The 17,734-nt window shown below is 56.1% G+C and carries 15 protein-coding genes; 2 read left to right on the top strand and 13 right to left on the bottom strand.

Annotated features, from left to right (window positions below):
* Position 1 precedes the first annotated feature (1 nt).
* From KIN_RS01450 to pcaC, 6 genes are all read right to left on the bottom strand, one after another.
* Positions 2 to 3,088, bottom strand: a complete 3,087-nt coding sequence (locus tag KIN_RS01450; RefSeq protein WP_159804180.1) for a Hint domain-containing protein — start codon at positions 3,086 to 3,088, stop codon at positions 2 to 4.
* Between the two features lie 401 nt (positions 3,089 to 3,489).
* Positions 3,490 to 4,548: a 3-carboxy-cis,cis-muconate cycloisomerase gene (locus KIN_RS01445; protein WP_159804179.1), complete on the bottom strand. Its 1,059-nt coding sequence runs from the start codon at positions 4,546 to 4,548 to the stop codon at positions 3,490 to 3,492.
* A complete protein-coding gene (locus KIN_RS01440; RefSeq protein ID WP_159804178.1) occupies positions 4,545 to 5,387 on the bottom strand; it encodes a 3-oxoadipate:acetyl-CoA acetyltransferase in 843 nt (280 codons plus the stop codon). The genes KIN_RS01445 and KIN_RS01440 overlap by 4 nt, the downstream gene beginning before the upstream one ends.
* Entirely contained in the window at positions 5,380 to 5,985 is a 606-nt protein-coding gene (gene pcaG / locus KIN_RS01435) for a protocatechuate 3,4-dioxygenase subunit alpha (RefSeq protein ID WP_159804177.1), read from the bottom strand. Before pcaG ends, KIN_RS01440 begins: the two co-directional genes overlap by 8 nt.
* The gene (pcaH, locus tag KIN_RS01430) at positions 5,982 to 6,719 is read right to left on the bottom strand and encodes a protocatechuate 3,4-dioxygenase subunit beta (protein WP_159804176.1); all 738 of its coding nucleotides are present in this window, start codon (positions 6,717 to 6,719) and stop codon (positions 5,982 to 5,984) included. Before pcaH ends, pcaG begins: the two co-directional genes overlap by 4 nt.
* Before the next feature lie 3 nt (positions 6,720 to 6,722).
* Positions 6,723 to 7,115: a 4-carboxymuconolactone decarboxylase gene (gene pcaC / locus KIN_RS01425; protein WP_159804175.1), complete on the bottom strand. Its 393-nt coding sequence runs from the start codon at positions 7,113 to 7,115 to the stop codon at positions 6,723 to 6,725.
* A gap of 90 nt (positions 7,116 to 7,205) precedes the next feature.
* Here pcaC and pcaQ point away from each other — a divergent pair, with 90 nt between their 5' ends.
* Complete coding sequence (pcaQ, locus tag KIN_RS01420; RefSeq protein WP_159804174.1) at positions 7,206 to 8,129, top strand: pca operon transcription factor PcaQ; 924 nt, start codon at positions 7,206 to 7,208, stop codon at positions 8,127 to 8,129.
* Between the two features lie 116 nt (positions 8,130 to 8,245).
* A complete protein-coding gene (locus tag KIN_RS01415; RefSeq protein WP_159804173.1) occupies positions 8,246 to 9,334 on the top strand; it encodes an alkene reductase in 1,089 nt (362 codons plus the stop codon).
* Positions 9,335 to 9,341: 7 nt separating this feature from the next.
* Here the strand turns inward: KIN_RS01415 and KIN_RS01410 are convergent, their stop codons facing one another.
* From KIN_RS01410 to KIN_RS01380, 7 genes are all read right to left on the bottom strand, one after another.
* Positions 9,342 to 10,325 carry a glycosyltransferase family 2 protein gene (locus tag KIN_RS01410; protein WP_159804172.1) on the bottom strand — a complete coding sequence of 328 codons (984 nt, stop codon included), beginning with the start codon at positions 10,323 to 10,325 and terminating at the stop codon, positions 9,342 to 9,344.
* Positions 10,326 to 10,501: 176 nt separating this feature from the next.
* Positions 10,502 to 11,197, bottom strand: coding sequence for an urea ABC transporter ATP-binding subunit UrtE (gene urtE, locus KIN_RS01405; protein ID WP_159804171.1), 696 nt, complete (start codon positions 11,195 to 11,197; stop codon positions 10,502 to 10,504).
* 4 nt (positions 11,198 to 11,201) lie between these two features.
* Positions 11,202 to 11,942, bottom strand: coding sequence for an urea ABC transporter ATP-binding protein UrtD (gene urtD / locus KIN_RS01400; RefSeq protein ID WP_159804170.1), 741 nt, complete (start codon positions 11,940 to 11,942; stop codon positions 11,202 to 11,204).
* Positions 11,939 to 13,114, bottom strand: a complete 1,176-nt coding sequence (urtC, locus tag KIN_RS01395; RefSeq protein ID WP_373281630.1) for an urea ABC transporter permease subunit UrtC — start codon at positions 13,112 to 13,114, stop codon at positions 11,939 to 11,941. Before urtC ends, urtD begins: the two co-directional genes overlap by 4 nt.
* Entirely contained in the window at positions 13,107 to 15,053 is a 1,947-nt protein-coding gene (gene urtB / locus KIN_RS01390; protein WP_159804169.1) for an urea ABC transporter permease subunit UrtB, read from the bottom strand. The genes urtC and urtB overlap by 8 nt, the downstream gene beginning before the upstream one ends.
* A 67-nt stretch (positions 15,054 to 15,120) precedes the next feature.
* Positions 15,121 to 16,404, bottom strand: a complete 1,284-nt coding sequence (urtA, locus tag KIN_RS01385; RefSeq protein ID WP_159804168.1) for an urea ABC transporter substrate-binding protein — start codon at positions 16,402 to 16,404, stop codon at positions 15,121 to 15,123.
* 304 nt (positions 16,405 to 16,708) lie between these two features.
* Positions 16,709 to 17,734 (bottom strand): alginate lyase family protein, encoded by a 1,026-nt coding sequence (locus KIN_RS01380; RefSeq protein WP_159804167.1) that lies wholly within the window; start codon positions 17,732 to 17,734, stop codon positions 16,709 to 16,711.

Genomic DNA, 17,734 nt, shown 5'->3' with positions numbered 1-17,734 from the left:
ACTATTGCGCGAACGCATAGGGTTGCAACACTTTGGCTTCACTCACACCCAGGAACCGTCGTGCGCCATCGGTGCTGTCGAGCTCCGGGAATAGCGTTTCAAGCTCGTGCCTGACATCCTCACCCAAAGCGGCAAGCGACATCTGCCCCATGAACAAGCTCTCGCTCCAGAGCCCTTCAGCCATGACGATCTGATGTTCCTCAAATAGCAGGTGGATGTAGCTGACCTCGGTAACCTGAGTGTCACGTACAACGTGTGTGCCATCCACCAGCCCGACGGCCGGGGCAAGAACCTCACTGTCGCCGAACAAAAGTGCATTCATTGGACAACTTGTCAGCAAGCGGTGCTGGGGCGACACGATAACATCACGTTCCGGAACACCCGGTCCAAATGCGCCGGCGCGCACGCGCACCGGCGCGAGCTTGGATTGGTGGGCCAAGTCAACCGCGTCGAGGTCCCGGCGCCCGACCCAGAGTAATGGTTGTAGTCCGTTGTCTCGTGTTTGAATGCGATCTCCGGGGCGCAGCTTATCAACCCGACAGGGTCCGCTTTCTGTCATGATGGTGGTGGATGGCGTGAAGCAGATGATCGTCTCGATATTTTGGAAGTTGACTTTTGTCCCATCAAGCAAGGTCGCGCTGCCGGATATTCCACCCGCACCGTCATCCTCATTTGTGCGGACCACAGACCCTTTTTCGAGGAATCCGTTGAAATCAAGAGTGTCACCGTTCGTCTCATTCCCTTCACCACCGATGATGGAAACTTCGCCAGATCCGAGCGCTGTGCCGTCGATGATGAACGTGTCATCCCCGTCCCCACCGTCCGCTGAGTCCCCTCCGCCGACATTCAACGTGTCGTTTCCGCTGCCGCCGGACAGAATATCTGCGCCCGCTCCACCAGTCAGCGTGTCATCACCACCCTGGCCATAAAGCTCATCAGCGCCATCACCACCCGACAGGATATCGTTGCCGTCATTCCCGCTTTCCGGTTCAGCGACAAAACCTACCAACGGACTGGTTAACAGGTTCGATGTCGCGCCGCTTGGCGTTCTGATTGTGCTTGAAAGCGAGTCCCCACCGCGGTTTTCCCAATACCGAACTTCGATGGTGTAGGTTTCGCCAGCGTCCAGCGCCACGTCCCCAAAGCGCTGCGTCGCGCCTTGGTGGAAGTCGTTGTTCATATAGGGGAGGTTGCCACCAGTCTGGTTGGCAAAGGTCAGCGGATTTCCGTCACTGTCGATGATGCGAATTGTCGACCCGTCATCGGACGTGGTCGTAAAGCGGTAGGTTCCATCCTCTGTAGGCCGCAGCTCGGATGTATAGATTATCCCGAAATCTTCCGGGTTACCCGTTGTGCCACGCGCCGCATTTGCCAGCGCGCTGACATCGAAACTGCTGGTGTCACCACTGTCGACCAGCGTTCCGCTCTCGATATCGAACGCCTGTCCCGCGTCTGAAGAAAAGTTGAAGTCGTAGACTTCATACTGAAACTTCTCTGTGATGTCCTGACCTTGCTGGTCGCCGTAGAGAATGTCATCGCCAGAGGTCGCCGTCAGCGTGTCGTCCCCATCTCCGCCGATCAGAATATCGTCTGTCGGAAGAGCTGTGGTGGCGTCAATATCGGTCGCGGGATCATCTGCTGAAATGATCTTGAGGTTGTCGATACCGATAGTCTCGGTCGACACGGTCGTGTTGATACCGAAACCCAACTTGAAGGTGTCGCCCGGGTCGGTGATCTCGAGCCTGACGTTATAGACTTGGATGTTGTTGGCATTGCCTGTCGGACCGGACGACGCGTTCGGCGCATCCAAGGTAATATCGTAAAACACACCATCGACTTCGACCTGTGACGTCAGCGTCCGGGCGCCATCTGTATCCTCAAACAGATCCTGAAAGATGACTTCATCATTGCCATAGATGGTAATGGGTTCGCCGTCCCATCCCCCCATCCGGTAGAGATCGAACTCGACGACCGCTGCGGGTCGACCTGGATCCAGAGAAAACGTCTTAAATAGGGACTGGGCGTTGTTGCTGTCCTGCAGCGGTCCAAGATGTCTGCTGGGGGCCGGCGATGCAGCAGAGGTTGCGTTGTTCGACCAACCGGACGCGCCGCCGGAGAAGTTCTCATCCGTGATGACAACAGGGTCCTGTGCCGCCCCGTCGCCGTCGTTGATTATGTCGTTTCCGCGTCCACCCGAAAGCTGATCCGCACCGATCCCGCCATCAATGACGTCGTCGCCATCCTGACCGAAGACCTGATCGTCGCCAGATCCTGAGTTGATGGCATCGTTCCCATCGCCCGCAAGCACCACGTCGTCGTTGCCTTCGGTTCCGAAAACGCCGGTGGCGTCATTTCGGTCGATCAGATCACCGTCCGGATCGTTTGTGTAGCTGTCATCTATAACATCGTTGCCAGATGTACCTGACACGATGCCATCAAGGACGAACGGACTATCCGGTGTCTCAACCGTGTCAAAAATCGAGATGTAGTCGATTGACCCGTCGAAATAAGTATTCAGCGGTGTGGCTGTGTTGTTGCCTGAGTTGGACTGAGATGCGCCGAACGTCCATGGTTCGTTGAACGACCCACCCATATCCATTGTAAGGTTTGTCGAGGTCGGCGTCGTAAAAGATGTGCCGTCGGTCAGGTTTTCGACCGTGTAGTCCCCGCCGCCATTTCCATTGTCCCATGAATAGGTGACGCGCAGTGTGTCGCCCGCACTGTAAAACCCGTTGGAGGTAGAATACGTGGTTGAGTTGCTTGAGGTCTGGTGGCGCACTTCGATGCTGCCGTTGGACTCGACCCGAAGCCGGAAGTGACCGCCGTCATCATTGCCCGAGCTGTCGCGGGACATCAGCGTTCCGTTGTGAACGGTATCAGGCGTGAACTCGGTGACAATCGTCCCGGTCGCAAGCTGGAAAATTGGATCAGGCGCTACAAGAACGTAGTCATTGTTCCCGTCGAACCGACCTTGGCCACCGGACGCGGTTGCGCCATTCTGATAGCTGCCGTTTTGCGCACCATTCCCCGTGATGCTGTCTTCCGCCAACGCAGAAGATCCGAACAGCCATGCTGCAATCTGTGCCACGTTTCCTCAACCCCTCAATACACACCCTGGCCAAGAGTTATAGAGATCGCCGCGAGTGTATTCAGCATTTGTTCGGTTTAGGCCTGACGCAAAACCGTGCATCTGTTGCACTCTGGCTACTTTTTTGGCCAGAACGCATTTTTACGACTTGATATGACGATAAAAAGGCGAATTTTCGCTCGCCTTGTGTCGAATCTCGCCAATTTAACTCAACTTAAAGTGGAAAATCTAAGCGCTTTGATGGGCGAAGACAGATCGAAAAGTTGCAGAATAGCGAGAATATCTGCCTACTATCCAAATCAACCCAGATTTTTCGACTCAGGTTCGGCCACGAGTTGACCCATGGTCATCAGTTAACCCGACCGTCGCATACGCTCGGATTTCTCGTGGGCTCCATAAGGTCAACGATCACCAATGCGCTTGACATGAGACAATAATTCGCCTGCTGCGATCAGACTGCGGCCGGTCGTCTGCAGCATCTGGGGCAATATCATCCATTCCAGCATCCAAGCCGCACCAGATCGTTCCTGCTCATGCAGCAGCGCTTGATGCACGCCCGAAACCTGCGCCGCATTAAAGCGCGCCAGCGCAACAAGAAGATGAGCCACAATGGGATTTTTTTTGTGTCCCATCGCAGAGGATGCCCCGCCTCCGCGCAGTTCGATAGCGTCGATCCCCTGCTGCGCCATCAGCGCCACGTCCTGCCCAAGTTTCCCAAGCGCGCCGGAAACAAGCGACAGCCAAGACGCGAGTTCGGCGATTGGCGCACGTGTTGTATGCCATGCCTTGTCCGGGTTCCCGATCTCAAGCGCGCAGGCCATATTGGTGGCAATCGTATCACCGTACTCACCCATTTGCGCGCGCGTTCCGACAGGCCCACCCAAAGAGAGACGCAAAAGCCGGGGACGCATCTCAGCGAGACGGAGTTGATGATCCTTCAAAGGGGTAACCCATGTGGATACGCGATCTGCAACAGTGATTGGCAGAGCGGCCTGCATCCACGTCTGTCCCATCAATGGCAGTTTCCCGTACTCCGCCCGGATTTTTTCAAGTGCCGCGATCAAATCAGCCAACCGGCTGTCCAGCACATCGAGAATGTCTTTCAGAATCAGAACAAGACTCGTGTCCACAACGTCTTGTGTGGTCATCCCAGTATGGATTGTGTGGTGAAGGCCCTCAGGCGCATGTGCTTTAATTTGCCGAACCAGATCAGGAACGGGAATGCCATCCCGCGCGGCGGCATCTGACAGCGCTTTCATATCTATCGGTGCCACCAAAATGGCATCAGCTGCCGCCCGTGCCGCATCTTTCGGTATTTGCCCCACCTCGCCAAGCGCGGTGGTGTAGACCTGCTCGACGCGGATCATCGCGGCCAACTGATACTCCGCCGACAGCAAACGGGCCATATCTGGATCACCAAACAGACCGCCCAGCCAACCGTGAGAGAAGATATCGCTCACCCGGCGCGCAACCCCAGAATTTCCCGCGCTTGGGCAGATGTCGCGACTGGCCTGTCGTAGCGCGCGCAGATCTCAGCGGCCCGCTCAATTAATGCAGCGTTCGATGGCGCCAACCGGTCGCGATCCAGCCGCACATTGTCTTCAAGCCCGGCCCGCGTATGACCTCCGGCCGCGATCGCCCACTCGTTCACAACAATCTGCGCTGCGCCGATACCAGCGGCACACCAAACGGCTTCCGGCGCGCGGCGGGTTACCTCCTGCAGATAGATGTCGAAGATCGCCCGGTCCGCAGGCATCGCGTTTTTGACGCCCATCACAAATTGCACGTAGAGCTTTTTGTGGAGCTTTCCGTCGCCCTGCAACTTAATCGCCTGAAGGATATGGCTCAGATCGAACGCTTCGACCTCGGGCATAATATCGTAGCGCTGCATCTCTTCCGACAGCCATGCCACCAGATCAGGTGAATTTTCATAAACGCGGGTGGGAAAGTTGTTGGAGCCGACGGAAAGCGACGCCATATCCGGTCGTAGGGACAGCATGCCGCCCCGCTCTTTCCCGGCACCCGATCTACCGCCCGTTGAGAATTGGATGATCACTCCAGGACAGTGTTTCTCAAGCCCTTCTTTCAATGCCGCGAATTTTTCAGGATCACTTGAGGGCGTTTCGTCGGCGTTTCTGACATGTGCATGTATGATGGATGCCCCGGCCTCAACCGCCGCATGGCTCGATTCAACTTGTTCAGAGACCGTGATTGGAACCGCAGGATTATCAGACTTTCGCGGTACCGACCCGGTGATCGCGCAACATAGAATGCAGGGTTTTCCGGCAACGTCAGACATCGAAAAATACCGTCTCTTTCTCGCCTTGCAGGTGTATGTCGAAATGAAACGTATCACCAGAGCGGTTGGCGACCAAGGTGGACCGCCGGGCCGTGTCAGAAATCATCGAAAGCAGAGGATCATCCGCGTTGGCCGCCTCGTCCGAGAAGTATATCCGCGTGTGCAGTCCAAGATTTATTCCGCGTGCAACAACCCAAACAGAGATATGCGGCGCCTGTTGGCGTCCATCATTCCAAGGAACCGCTCCGGGCTTGATGGTCTCGAACCGAAACAGACCGGTCTCGCCATCGGTCGGCTGACGACCCCACCCGGAAAAAGACGGATCCGATGCCTCACCTGTGTCTCCGGGGCTGTTGAAGCGACCGGCTGAGTCGGCTTGCCAGATCTCTACCATCGCATCTTTTGATGCCTCGCCAGCACCATCGAAAATGCGGCCTTGAATTGTGATCCGCTCTCCGACCACGCCGTCCCGTATCATCTGGGCGCCTAGATCGCGTCCCCTATACATGCCCTCTAATCCCGCAAAACTGGGCACGCACCCTATGTGAACATAAGGCCCGGCCGTCTGGGACGGACTTTCTTTCAAATCTGCGCTCATGACCCCTCCGGCCGGTTCTCGAAATACGTCGCCTGGCGGCCGCGCAATATAAGATCGAACCTATAAGCCCGTGCATCCATCGGGATCGTTTTTTCCATGTCCAGCTTTGCCACCAGCCTCGTGATCGCAGCCTGATCAGGGATCGCCTGAACGATTGGACACAGCGCAATATGAGGGTCGCCTTCGAAATACATCTGCGTGATGAGACGTTGCGCGAAGCCACTGCCGAAGACCGAGAAATGAATATGAGCGGGGCGCCAGTCATTTCCGCCGTTGGGCCACGGATACGGTCCAGGCTGGACGGTATGGAAGCTGTAGGCACCGTCCTGATCCGTTACCGTCCGACCGCAGCCGCCAAAGTTCGGATCAAGCGGCGCAAGATACCCATCTTTCTTGTGTCTGTAGCGGCCACCCGCATTGGCCTGCCAGATCTCAATCAAAGCATTGGGGACCGCGCGTCCGTCTTCATCAATAAGCCTGCCGTGCACAATAAGGCGCGGCCCAATGGCTGTCTGGCCGGAGGAGGCATAGTTTACGATAAGATCGTGGTCTTGCGGTCCGATGATATCATGGCCAAAAACCGGTCCGGCGCATTCCGAAAGAGTATTGGGGAACGAGATCGGCGGATGCTGCGGGCTCCGCAGATGAGAGCTTTTATAGTCCGGTGCCAATGCGGGCGGGTGCCAAGCCAAATCGCGCCTGGAGAATGGCTGCAGGTTTACTGTCTCAGTCATCTTTCAGGGTCGCTCGTTCTGGGCAAAGACCTCTTTTGCCAATTTGATCGCGTGATTGGCCCGAGGCACGCCAGCATAAATTGCAACATGCTGGAAAACCTCCATCACGTCACTTTGCGTCGCGCCGGTATTTACGGTTGCGCGGACATGCATCGGGATTTCCTCGAAATTTCCTGTCGCGGCCAGCACAGCAAGGGTCAGCATGGACCGCTCGCGCAGGCTGATCGCATCACTGGACCAGACCGTGCCCCACGCACTTTCCGTAATCAATGTCTGGAAAGGCGCATCAACCGGTGTCTTCGCCGCCTCGGCCGCATCCACATGTGCGTCGCCCAACACCTTACGCCGGACTGCCATACCGGCATCGAAGCGGCTCCGGCTGTCTTTCGATGTCATGTTGGCTGGCTCCTCCATTTTTGGAATATTTGCATGATAGAAACTGTATGTATAATAAACTAAATAACATAAAGTCATACCATAAATGATATGCGATTATCAGATCATCTGAAGCTAAGGCATCTCGAGGTTTTCGTGGAGGTTGCGCGCTGGAAAAGCGTTACCCGTGCGGCCGAGATGCTGAACCTTACGCAGCCAGCGGTCAGCCGAACCTTGCGAGACCTTGAGGCCGTATGCGGGCAATCTCTCTTGGAAAAGGCCGGTCGCGGCATACGGCTTTCTGCTCACGGCAAGGTTTTCCTAAAATATGCCAGTCATAGCCTATCACAGGCCCGCGATGGTTTGAGGGTGCTTTCTCAGGACGGCGACAACGGTCCGGCTTTGCGGATCGGAGCACTGCCGACGGTCTCCGCGGCGCTTGTTCCGCAAGCCGTTGCCCAGTTTCGGACAACGGGTTTCACGAACGGTTTGACGATCCGGACCGGGGAAAATCAGGTTTTGCTGGATCAATTGCGGAATGGGCATCTTGATCTGGTCATCGGACGCCTGCCCGCACCAGAAAACATGATAGGCCTCGGATTTGATCCGCTGTTCAAGGAGCATGTCGTAGCAACGGTGTCGGCCAGCCATCCCTTGGCCGGTAGATCTCGCATCGCACGCGATATGTGCGAGAGTTATCCTGTTCTGATACCCGATGAGGGATCCATTATCCGACCCTTTGTAGAGCGACTCTTTTTCGAGCACGGCTTGGATATCCCATCAGATGCGATCAACACCGTATCTGACAGTTTCGGCAAGGCGTTTACCCACGCGTACAATGCCATCTGGTTTATCTCTGCCGGCGTCATCCGGCATGAGCTGGATACAGGCACCTTCGTGTCCCTACCGCTTGATACAACGTCAACGCTTGGTCCGGTCGGGCTCTGCACCCGTCGCGATCAGGAACAGGAACCGACCGCAGTCCAGTTCTGTGAGGTGCTGCGTGACCTGTGTCGGGTGATGCCGACGACCTGAGGCGGCGCCCGCTTACAAAACTCCGGTCCACGCGAATTGGTCACAGAAAAGGAATACAGGAACCCAGTCTCGGACCACGTGTTCTCTTCGGACATGCATCAACCTCCGAGGATCCCATGACAAAGAATTCCGTCCTGTTCGAGCCCACGCAAATGGGCGATCTGCTGCTGCCCAACCGCGTATTGATGGCCCCGCTGACCCGCAACCGAGCGCAAGGCGACGGGACGCCGACGGAAATGATGGTGGAGTACTACCGACAGCGGGCCTCCGCCGGGTTGATCATCAGCGAGGCAACCCAAATCTCGGCGATGGGCAAGGGCTACATCGACACCCCCGGCATCTACAAGGACAGCCATGTCACCGGATGGAAAAAGATCACAGATGCCGTGCATGCGAGTGGCGGCCGGATCTTCTGCCAACTGTGGCACGTTGGGCGGATCAGCCATGTCTCCATTTTACCCGACGGGCACCAGCCTGTGTCAGCGAGCGCCATTGCAGCGGACGCGCAGACTTTTACCGAAAACGGCTTTGAAGATTGCTCGGAGCCTGTGGCCCTTGATGCAGCCGGGATTCAGGAAACAATCTCTGATTTTGAAGCTGCGGCAAAGGCCGCGAAGGAAGCCGGCTTTGATGGTGTCGAAGTTCATGCGGCGAACGGCTATCTTCTGGATCAGTTCTTGCAGGACGGCGTAAACAAGCGCGACGATGCCTACGGCGGCAGCATCGAGAACCGGATGCGGTTGCTGGAAGATGTGCTGGACGTGGTGAATGGCGTTTGGTCGCCCGGGCGTGTCGGCGTTCGCCTGTCACCGTTGGGCGAGGCGCACGACATGAGCGATAGTGATCCTGACGCACTCTTCACCACGGTGCTCAAAATGCTCGGGACCCGCAATTTGGCCTATGTGCATACGATTGAGCAGTTTCCTGGAAACGAAGCCTCCGACGAGAACAAAGCGTTCATCAAACGCCTTCGCGCCGCCTATGACGGGTTTTACATTGGAAATGGCGGATATGATGCGGAAAGCGCCAGTTCCCATATCTCGGACCAAGACGCGAACGCTTTCACTTTTGGCCGGCCTTTTATCGCAAATCCGGACCTGCCAGAGAGGTTTCGTATCGGCGCGGAATTGACCGAGCCAGACAGCGATACGTTTTATGGCGGCGACGAAAAGGGCTACACGGACTATCCGTTTTACCACCACTGATGGGTCATCACGTGTCGGGTGCATAAAGAGACGACTTGGCACCCAAAAGGGCCGTTACACGGCCGACAAGCCAGCCAGAGGACCGGGCGATCCGTACAAGCGCGTCGCCCGGTTTTACGAAAACCAGGAGCGTCGTCGCGGCAATCCCTATGCTTCGAAGCAAGATGGAAACGAACGTAACAGGGACCATCTTCACCAAGCCTTTGTCCCGGATCTTAGCGGCCAATGATACGCGAGATTGTTCTTTGCCTCTGCGGAACTGATAGCCGAGCGACAGCCGCTCTTCGGGTATGGTCTCGATGACATATGCATCCGAACACCAGCCAGTGCTAAGGCCCTTTGCCCTGACATCACGGTAAAACTGCGTGTCACTTCCGCCAGTAAACTGAAGCTTTGTGTCGAACCATATGTCGTGGTCTTTGAAAATCCGCGCATCTGCCAGCCAGTTGCTTGTGATGACGGTGACCGTATGGCCTTCACCTTTCTCAACGCGGTCAGCAGCTTTTTGTGCAACACGGGCGGTTCGTGCTGATAGGCCATCCCGCACGAGTTTTTCCATCAGGTCAGCGGGCTCGCCATCAAATCTTGGTTTAACCGGCCCCCCGATCAGAACGTGGTCTTCGGCTTTGTAGAAAGCCCAGATTTTTGAAAACCAGTCGGTCGGAACGATCTCATCATCGTCGACGAAAAGAACAACATCTGCACCTTTAGCCAAGGCAACCTCGACCGCCTTGTTACGGGAAAACGGAATGCCGCGAATAGGCTCCACATCGAAATATACCTTACGGTCACCGAATGCAGATCGAAGTTCATCCACAATTGGCCCGGAATCTCCCGCCTCATTGTTATCGATGATCACGAAGAAGACTTCGACATCCTCGGGGATTTCCAGCGCCGTCATCGAGCGCAACAGATCGCGCAGCATGTCGTGACGATCCATGGTGGCTATGCAGATTGCCGCATTGATCTTCGCATTTTCGGGTTCTGACATCTGCCTATCGCTTCTACGCTTATGCGGCCCACCGCCACGTGGGCACGCTGAGGTCTGTTATCCGCCAAAATAGGCTGGTTGAGGCAGTAATCCGTGAGAAGCGCAGGAGCGTCAAGCAGAGGCCGCAAATCATCGAAGTTCAGACCACGCGACAAATTTGATAGTTGGGTGATGGCTCAGACAGCGACGAGACCCAACATCGTGTCACGATCCACTTCATCCTTTGCGCCATCAAGCACCATCGCGCCACGCTTCATCGCATAGAAATGATCCGCGATACCGTAGGCGAAATCAAAATACTGTTCGACCAGCACGATCGCCATATCGCCCTCGTCCCGCAGGAACGAGATCACGCGTCCGATCTGCTGGATAATGTTGGGTTGAATGCCCTCGGTCGGCTCATCAAGCAACAGGAGCTTCGGCTTCGTAATCAATGCACGGGCAATCGCGAGTTGCTGCTGTTGCCCACCCGACAAGTCCCCACCGCGGCGGTTGAGCATCTCTTTCAATACCGGGAAAAGCTCGTAAATCTGGTCTGGAACTTTCTGTTCTGACTTCGGGAGGCAGGCGTATCCGGACTGTAAGTTTTCGCGCACGGTCATCAGGGGAAAGATCTCACGCCCCTGCGGAACATATGCGATGCCGTTCTGAGCGCGCTGATGTGGCGGCAAAGTCTGCATCGGACTTCCCTGCAGCGTTATTGTCCCGCCAGAAATCGGAAGAACACCTGAGACAGCCTTCAGAAGCGACGTCTTGCCAACGCCGTTCGTGCCCATGACACAGCTGACTTGCCCACGCTGCGCCTTGAGAGAGACGTCGAACAAGATCTGGCTTTGACCATAATGCAAGGACAGGTTTTCAACTGAGAGCATTGATCTATCGCCCCAGGTAAACGTCGATGACGGTTTGATTTTGCGTCACATGGTCAAGGGACCCTTCCGCCAAAACAGCGCCCTCGTGAAGCACAGTTACTTTGCAATTCAGCCGCCGGACGAACTCCATGTCATGTTCAACCACGACGACGGCGCGCGTTTTGGCTGCTTCGACAAGGATCTGCGTCGTGTGTTCCCGTTCTTCCGGCGTCATGCCCGCGGCAGGTTCATCAATCAGCAATAGGCGCGGCTCTTGCGCCAACAACATACCGATCTCCAGCCACTGTTTTTGCCCATGGCTCAAGGTACCCGCAATGCGAGGCAACTGGTTGCTGAGACCTATTTCCTCGGCCAGCGCCTCGATACGGTCAGCGCCGCTCTTGGACTTACGATAGAAAAGGACGTCGAACGGACCACGCGCGTTCTTGAGCGCCATCGCGAGGTTTTCACGGACGGTCTGCGCCTCGAACACAGTAGGACGTTGAAACTTGCGACCTATACCTACGCGCGCGATCTGGCTTTCTGACATCTTTAAAAGAGAAACCGACCGGTCCCCCCAGATGACGTGGCCCTCATCCGGTCTGGTCTTACCAGTCACGATGTCCATGAAGGTTGTCTTGCCTGCGCCGTTTGGACCGATGATCGCCCGCATCTCGGCCTCGCCGATCTGAAAGCTGAGGTTGTTGATCGCCTTGAATCCATCAAAGGACACGGAAACCCCGGACACTTCCAGAAGTGTCGTCATGACTTGCGCACCAACTTGTCAAAGACACCGCTGATGCCTTGGGGGGCGAAGAGTGTCACCGCAACAAACGACAATCCCAATACGACCAGCCACCAATCCGTCCACTGAATCGTAAACGTGCCAAGCGGGATGTCGGGGGCGGATCCACCCGTAAACCATGAGCTGAGCAGCGACACGAATGCAGCGCCGATCACGGCCCCGTAAAGACGTCCTCGCCCGCCAATCGCGACCCAGACGGCAAGATAGATCGAGGCAATCGGTGCAATCTCGGCGGGGTTCACGATACCGGCCTGCGGATAATAAAGCGCACCTGCAATCGCAGAAATCATGGCCGTTCCAGTAAAAATGACCAACTTGTAGGCCTCGACGTTATAGCCAAGGAACCGCACCCGCGCTTCATCGTCCCGTATCCCCCGGATGACCGACCCGAATTTTCCGCTCACCATGAAGGCAGCCAAAAGATACCCGAGCGCAAGCGCAAGCGCAGAGGCCCAGAAAAACCAGATCGAAATGACATCCTGCGACACCCCGGTCAGGCCCGGTATGTTCTGAAGTCCCGACAGACCGTTGTTCCCGCGCAATCCACTGTCGTTCTGAAAAAGATACAGCGACAGCGCCAGCGTCATGGCTTGGGTCAGGATGGACAGGTAGACGCCCGTGACCCGGCTTCGAAAGGCAAGCCACCCGAAGACCAGAGCAAGAAGACCGGGCACAAGGACCACAAGCACAAGCTGGATGAACAGGCTATCGGCAAAAGTCCACACAAGCGGAATATCAGATCCGCCAACCACGCCGAAGATTTGCGTGCCGATCGCGTCGCGCAATTCGTCTGGTGTCGGGGGAAGAACTTCATTCTGCAGAGATTGCGCGACAATGTCTTTCGTTCGCTCATACATGAGCCACATCCCGATCATGTAGCCACCCAGCCCGAAAAACGCGAAATGTCCGAGGCTCAGAATGCCGCAGTATCCCCAGACCAAGTCCATCGCGATGGCGATCAGGCAGAGGCACAAGGTCTTGCCCAGAGTTTTGACAAAGGATGTGGACATCCAGCCAAAGCCCGTCGCTTCGCTGGCCAGCGTCACCGCCAGAGTGAACACCGAAAGAAGCGCCAGAAAGACCAGCACCGACGGGTTCCGCAAAAAGAAGGAGCGTTGCGCGATCTCAGTCACCCGCGGCCCTGCCTTTCAACGCTATGATGCCCCGTGGCCTGATCTGAATGAACAGAATGATGAACAAAATCATATAGGTTTGCGCCGCAAGGGTATTGGACGGATTGAACCATTCTATACCCTTCTGGAGACTGCCGATCATGGTGGCCCCCAGAAGCGTGCCCCAGATGTTTCCGACACCTCCGACAACGACGGTCATGAAACTTTGAACGATGTAATCTGTGCCAAGTTCTGACGTGACCTTTGCATAAAGCCCGATTGCCACGCCTGCGATCCCGGCAATGCCCGACCCAAGCCCGAATGTCAGCATATTGATCCGATCCGGATTAATCCCCACAGCGGCGGCCATTTTGGGGTTCTGGGTGACGGCGCGGACCTCCAACCCAAGCCGTGTCCGCTTGAGAATGTAGAGAAGTATGCCCAGAAACAGCAGGCTCAGACCGAAGATCGCAATTCGAATGTAACTGATCGACACGACGTCATTGATCATCCACGCGCCGTCCAGCCAACCCGGTGCGGTTAGCGGCCGAGCTTGGGTGCCGAAGATGTTTTTCGCGAGTTGTTGTAGTGCGATCGAGATGCCGAATGTCGCGAGCAGCGTCTCCAAAGGACGGTTGTACAGCCAACGGATCACCAACCGCTCCATCGCGACACCAGCGGCGAACGTCACGGCAAAAGCCAACGGCACGGCAAGAATGAGCGACAGGGTGTAGTCGGGCACAAAGAGTTGCACGACGTAACCTGTATACGCGCCCATCATGATAAACTCTCCATGGGCCATATTGATAACGCCCATGACGCCGAAGGTGATCGCAAGACCGATAGCGGCCAGAAAGTAGATCGAGGCCAGTGAAATCGCATCCAGGCCAAGATCGAGGAACTGATTTGCGGCGACCCGTGTCTCTATCCCGTTCAAAATCTTTAACGCTGCGTCTGTGACGGCTTCGGATGGCTCACCATAGACCAAGGCAAACGGCTCTTCCTTTACGATGTCAGACTTTGCCAATGTAGGCGACCAAACCGGGATATCTGTTGTTTGGGCCAAAGCGACGTAAGCCTGATCACGTGCATCTTGAGTATCCAGGTCGACAAGGTCGAACCCGGCCACCTGCCCGTCTTGGATGTTTTTGATCAGGATAGCCTTGCGCGCGTCTGCGTCAGGGATAGCGGCCGCGGCCCCGGCACCAACCATCAGGGCGTAGGCGGCTTCAACGCTCAAATCTTCAGATCCGGGTATGACCTGTGCGGCGATGTTGGCGTCGTCCGGCACGTCTTCGGCATAGACCAGCTTGGTGCGCAAAATGGGGTTAAGTGCAGCACGTGCGTCAACGCCCAGATCACCATCAAAGCTTCGGATTGCAATGATACGCCGATCTTCATCTTGTTCAAACGATACGGAGAGCAAGCGCTCCAGCCGCTCTTTGCGCGCCCTTAAAGCTGGCGCAGTTTCATCTGCGATGGACGCGCGGAGCGGCTCCAGATGCTCAGGCTCGGGGTCGCGTTCAATCGACGTCAGCGCATCTATCCGTCGAAAGGGATCGGGATCGGACAGTTGAAACCGTACAAGTGCAGTCGCGATTACCGAACGCACGCCTGAGTTTGGTCTGAGCTGCTTGATGTCGCTCTTTTCGACCGTTCCAACATCCGCGCCCGTAGTGAGATCTCGGAGCGTGTAGGTCGCCTTGTCCACGGTATCCGCGTAGAAAAACAGACCGTCGGATTTGCGCACCCAAACGTTCTTTTCACGCCATTCTTCCAAGAAACCAGGAACGCTGGGGAGGCCGGACGCGATCAGGTCTTCGATCACAGGATCAATGGTCTTGCGGGAAGCTTTTTCGACGGCGCCTTGATGATCCTGAAGCACGTCCTGCAGTGTTTGGCCCGTCACGGAAGAAGCGCAAACCATCAGCGCCATTGCGACGAAAAGACGAAGGATCATGATGGGTTTGGTCCCCGGTGTGCGACAGATATCCCCGGCGCACACTGCGCCGGGGACACTGGATACATCAGTAGTTCGACTTGATCTGTACGCAGCTTGAGGTCTCGGTGTTGTACATCCCGCACTCAAGTTCCTGCCAATCGGATTTCAGGATGGCAGACTCGGGCAGAAAGTCGGTCCAGGCGTCGCCGGGTACTTCCTCGGTCTGGCTCACGATATCAAACTGACCATCATCCTGGATCTCACCAATTAAGACAGGCTTCGCGAGATGGTGGTTTGGCAGCATCACGGCAGTGCCGCCCGTCAGGTTCGGAAACTCCTGCCCGTACATCGCGGTGCGGACCGCATCGACATCCGTGGTCCCGGCCTGTTCTACCGCGTTTACCCACATATTGAAGCCGATGTAGTGAGCCTCCATAGGGTCATTGGTCACACGATCTTCACCCATTTTCGCCTTCCAAGCAGCAATGAATTCATCGTTGGCTTCAGACTCAGCGGATTGAAAGTAGTTCCATGCCGCGAGGTGACCGACAAGGTTGGAGGTGTCTAGACCGGACAGTTCCTCTTCGCCCACCGAGAATGCGACGACCGGAATGTCATCTGCAGACACGCCAAGCGCGGCAAGCTCTTTGTAAAAGCCGATATTTGCGTCCCCGTTGATCGTCGAAATCACGCCAACCTTTTTACCGTCAGCGCCAAGCGCCACGACGTCGGAGACAATTTTAGACCAGTCAGAGTGACCGAAGGGCGTGTAGTTTACGAAGATATCTTCTTCGGGGATGCCTTTTTCCTTAAGATAGCTCTCAAGAATATTGTTTGTCGTCCGGGGGTAAACGTAGTCCGTTCCAAGAAGCGCAAACTTCTCGACCTCAAGCTCCTCAAGGAAGTAATCCGTTGCCGGGATCGCTTGTTGGTTGGGGGCGGCACCCGTGTAGAATACGTTTTTCGAGCTTTCTTCACCCTCATATTGGACGGGGTAGAACAGCAGGCCGTTAAGTTCTTCGATCACCGGCAGAACGGATTTTCGACTTACTGAGGTCCAGTTTCCGAAGATCACATCCACCTCGTGAACGGTCAGAAGCTCGCGAGCCTTTTCCGCGAAAAGCGGCCAGTCGGAAGCCGGATCGACGACCACCGGCTCGATTTGGCGTCCAAGTACGCCGCCTTTGGCGTTCTGCTCTTCGATCAGAAGCAGCATCGTGTCTTTCAGGGTGGTTTCGGAAATTGCCATCGTGCCCGAGAGCGAGTGCAGAATGCCGACCTTGATCGGCTCGTGGCCGTCGGCGAAGGCGGACAAGGTAAACGCACTCAGCGACGCGGCGCAGAGTGTCAGGTCTTTGAAAAATGCCATAGAGAGGCCCCCCGCGAAGGGTCAAACACTTGCCACACGCCCAGCGAATGACTAACGCTTCCCTTCGCAACTTTATCGTTGCGTTGAGTGCGGTGGCTGCAAGATCTCCAAATCAAATGGCTGCCGCACGCTTCTGCCCAGTGCGCTTATGCGCCGGAACATAGGCAAACTTTGCCAACACCCCGCGCCAGTAAAGTGGCATCTGCTTGAATAAGAGGCAGTTGGGGATTTTGATGTCGTTTTCCGCAAACTCAGCCCTGCGTGCTTGTTTTTTCAGCGGACAGCAAAGCGACTTTGTCGCGTATCAGCGCCTAGCGGACCAGATATCCACCTGACGTCCGCCCAATTTAGAGTTTCCGAGGGGTCGATAGGGCTCCACGAAATCGGCCACTTCGGGTGCATCCGCAAGCCACAAAAATGCATCTGCCCACGCCAATTCGAAAGACCGCAACTCTTCAGTTCCATCGAAATATTTCTGCACGTGCCCTGTCTTTTCGCGGGTGACATCGCCGGTGTCGAGGTCGGAGATCGCGTAGTCAACAGCGCGCTTCAATGCCCCCATTTGTCCCTCTGACAGATGGACATCCTGTGTTTTCAGAAGCGCCGTCGTAACAACAAGCGGTGAAACCGCGTGCAACTGATAGTGCAGCGCCCACTGCGCGCGCCGCATCTCCTGCGGGATGCTTCCGTCTGGGGCAGCTGTGCTCAGAATGAAGCCTACGGAATTCTTGGACCAACTCAGAAACGCGTCATCGCCAGAAACAGCGCCGACGGCACCGACGCCAAGTGCAGCCCACGCACGCAAATTCCCTTGCCGCGCCCCATTGGGCGCATCAGTCGCCCAGAACTGCATTTGGTCCCGTGCGATGCCTGACATCCAAGTTCCGATGGTTTTAACCTCGTCAGCGCGGTCGTCCGGTATCTCCAACTGCCAGAGCGACATTGCCATGCCACCCAAACGAGACCCGACCGCCATTTTTGCATTGAGTGACGCGAGCGTGGACAGGGCATCCGCCTCAGCCCATCGGTGCAACGCATCGATAACGCAGCGTGCGTGATCAGCGGCCTCCTCGGGATCATCCTCGACCAGCGACTTGTTGGCCTCACGCGCCAGGTCCTGCACGAACACATCTACTGGCTTGAGCCGCTTGTTCACAAGCGCGTTTAGCTCCGCATCAATGTCGGACCGGCTCTCGCTTTCAGCAGTATACCTGCTTGGGATATCCAAGGTAACAACAGGGGCATTCGACAGTCCACATTGCGCATTGGCTGGTCCTATGGTGCAGCCAATGACAGACAGTGCGCCCAGAACGATGGGCAGCCGGGACAT

Origin of the sequence: Litoreibacter roseus (assembly GCF_009811795.1) — a bacterium.
Classification (GTDB): domain Bacteria; phylum Pseudomonadota; class Alphaproteobacteria; order Rhodobacterales; family Rhodobacteraceae; genus Litoreibacter; species Litoreibacter roseus.
This window is presented reverse-complemented; position numbering and strand designations above follow the sequence as displayed.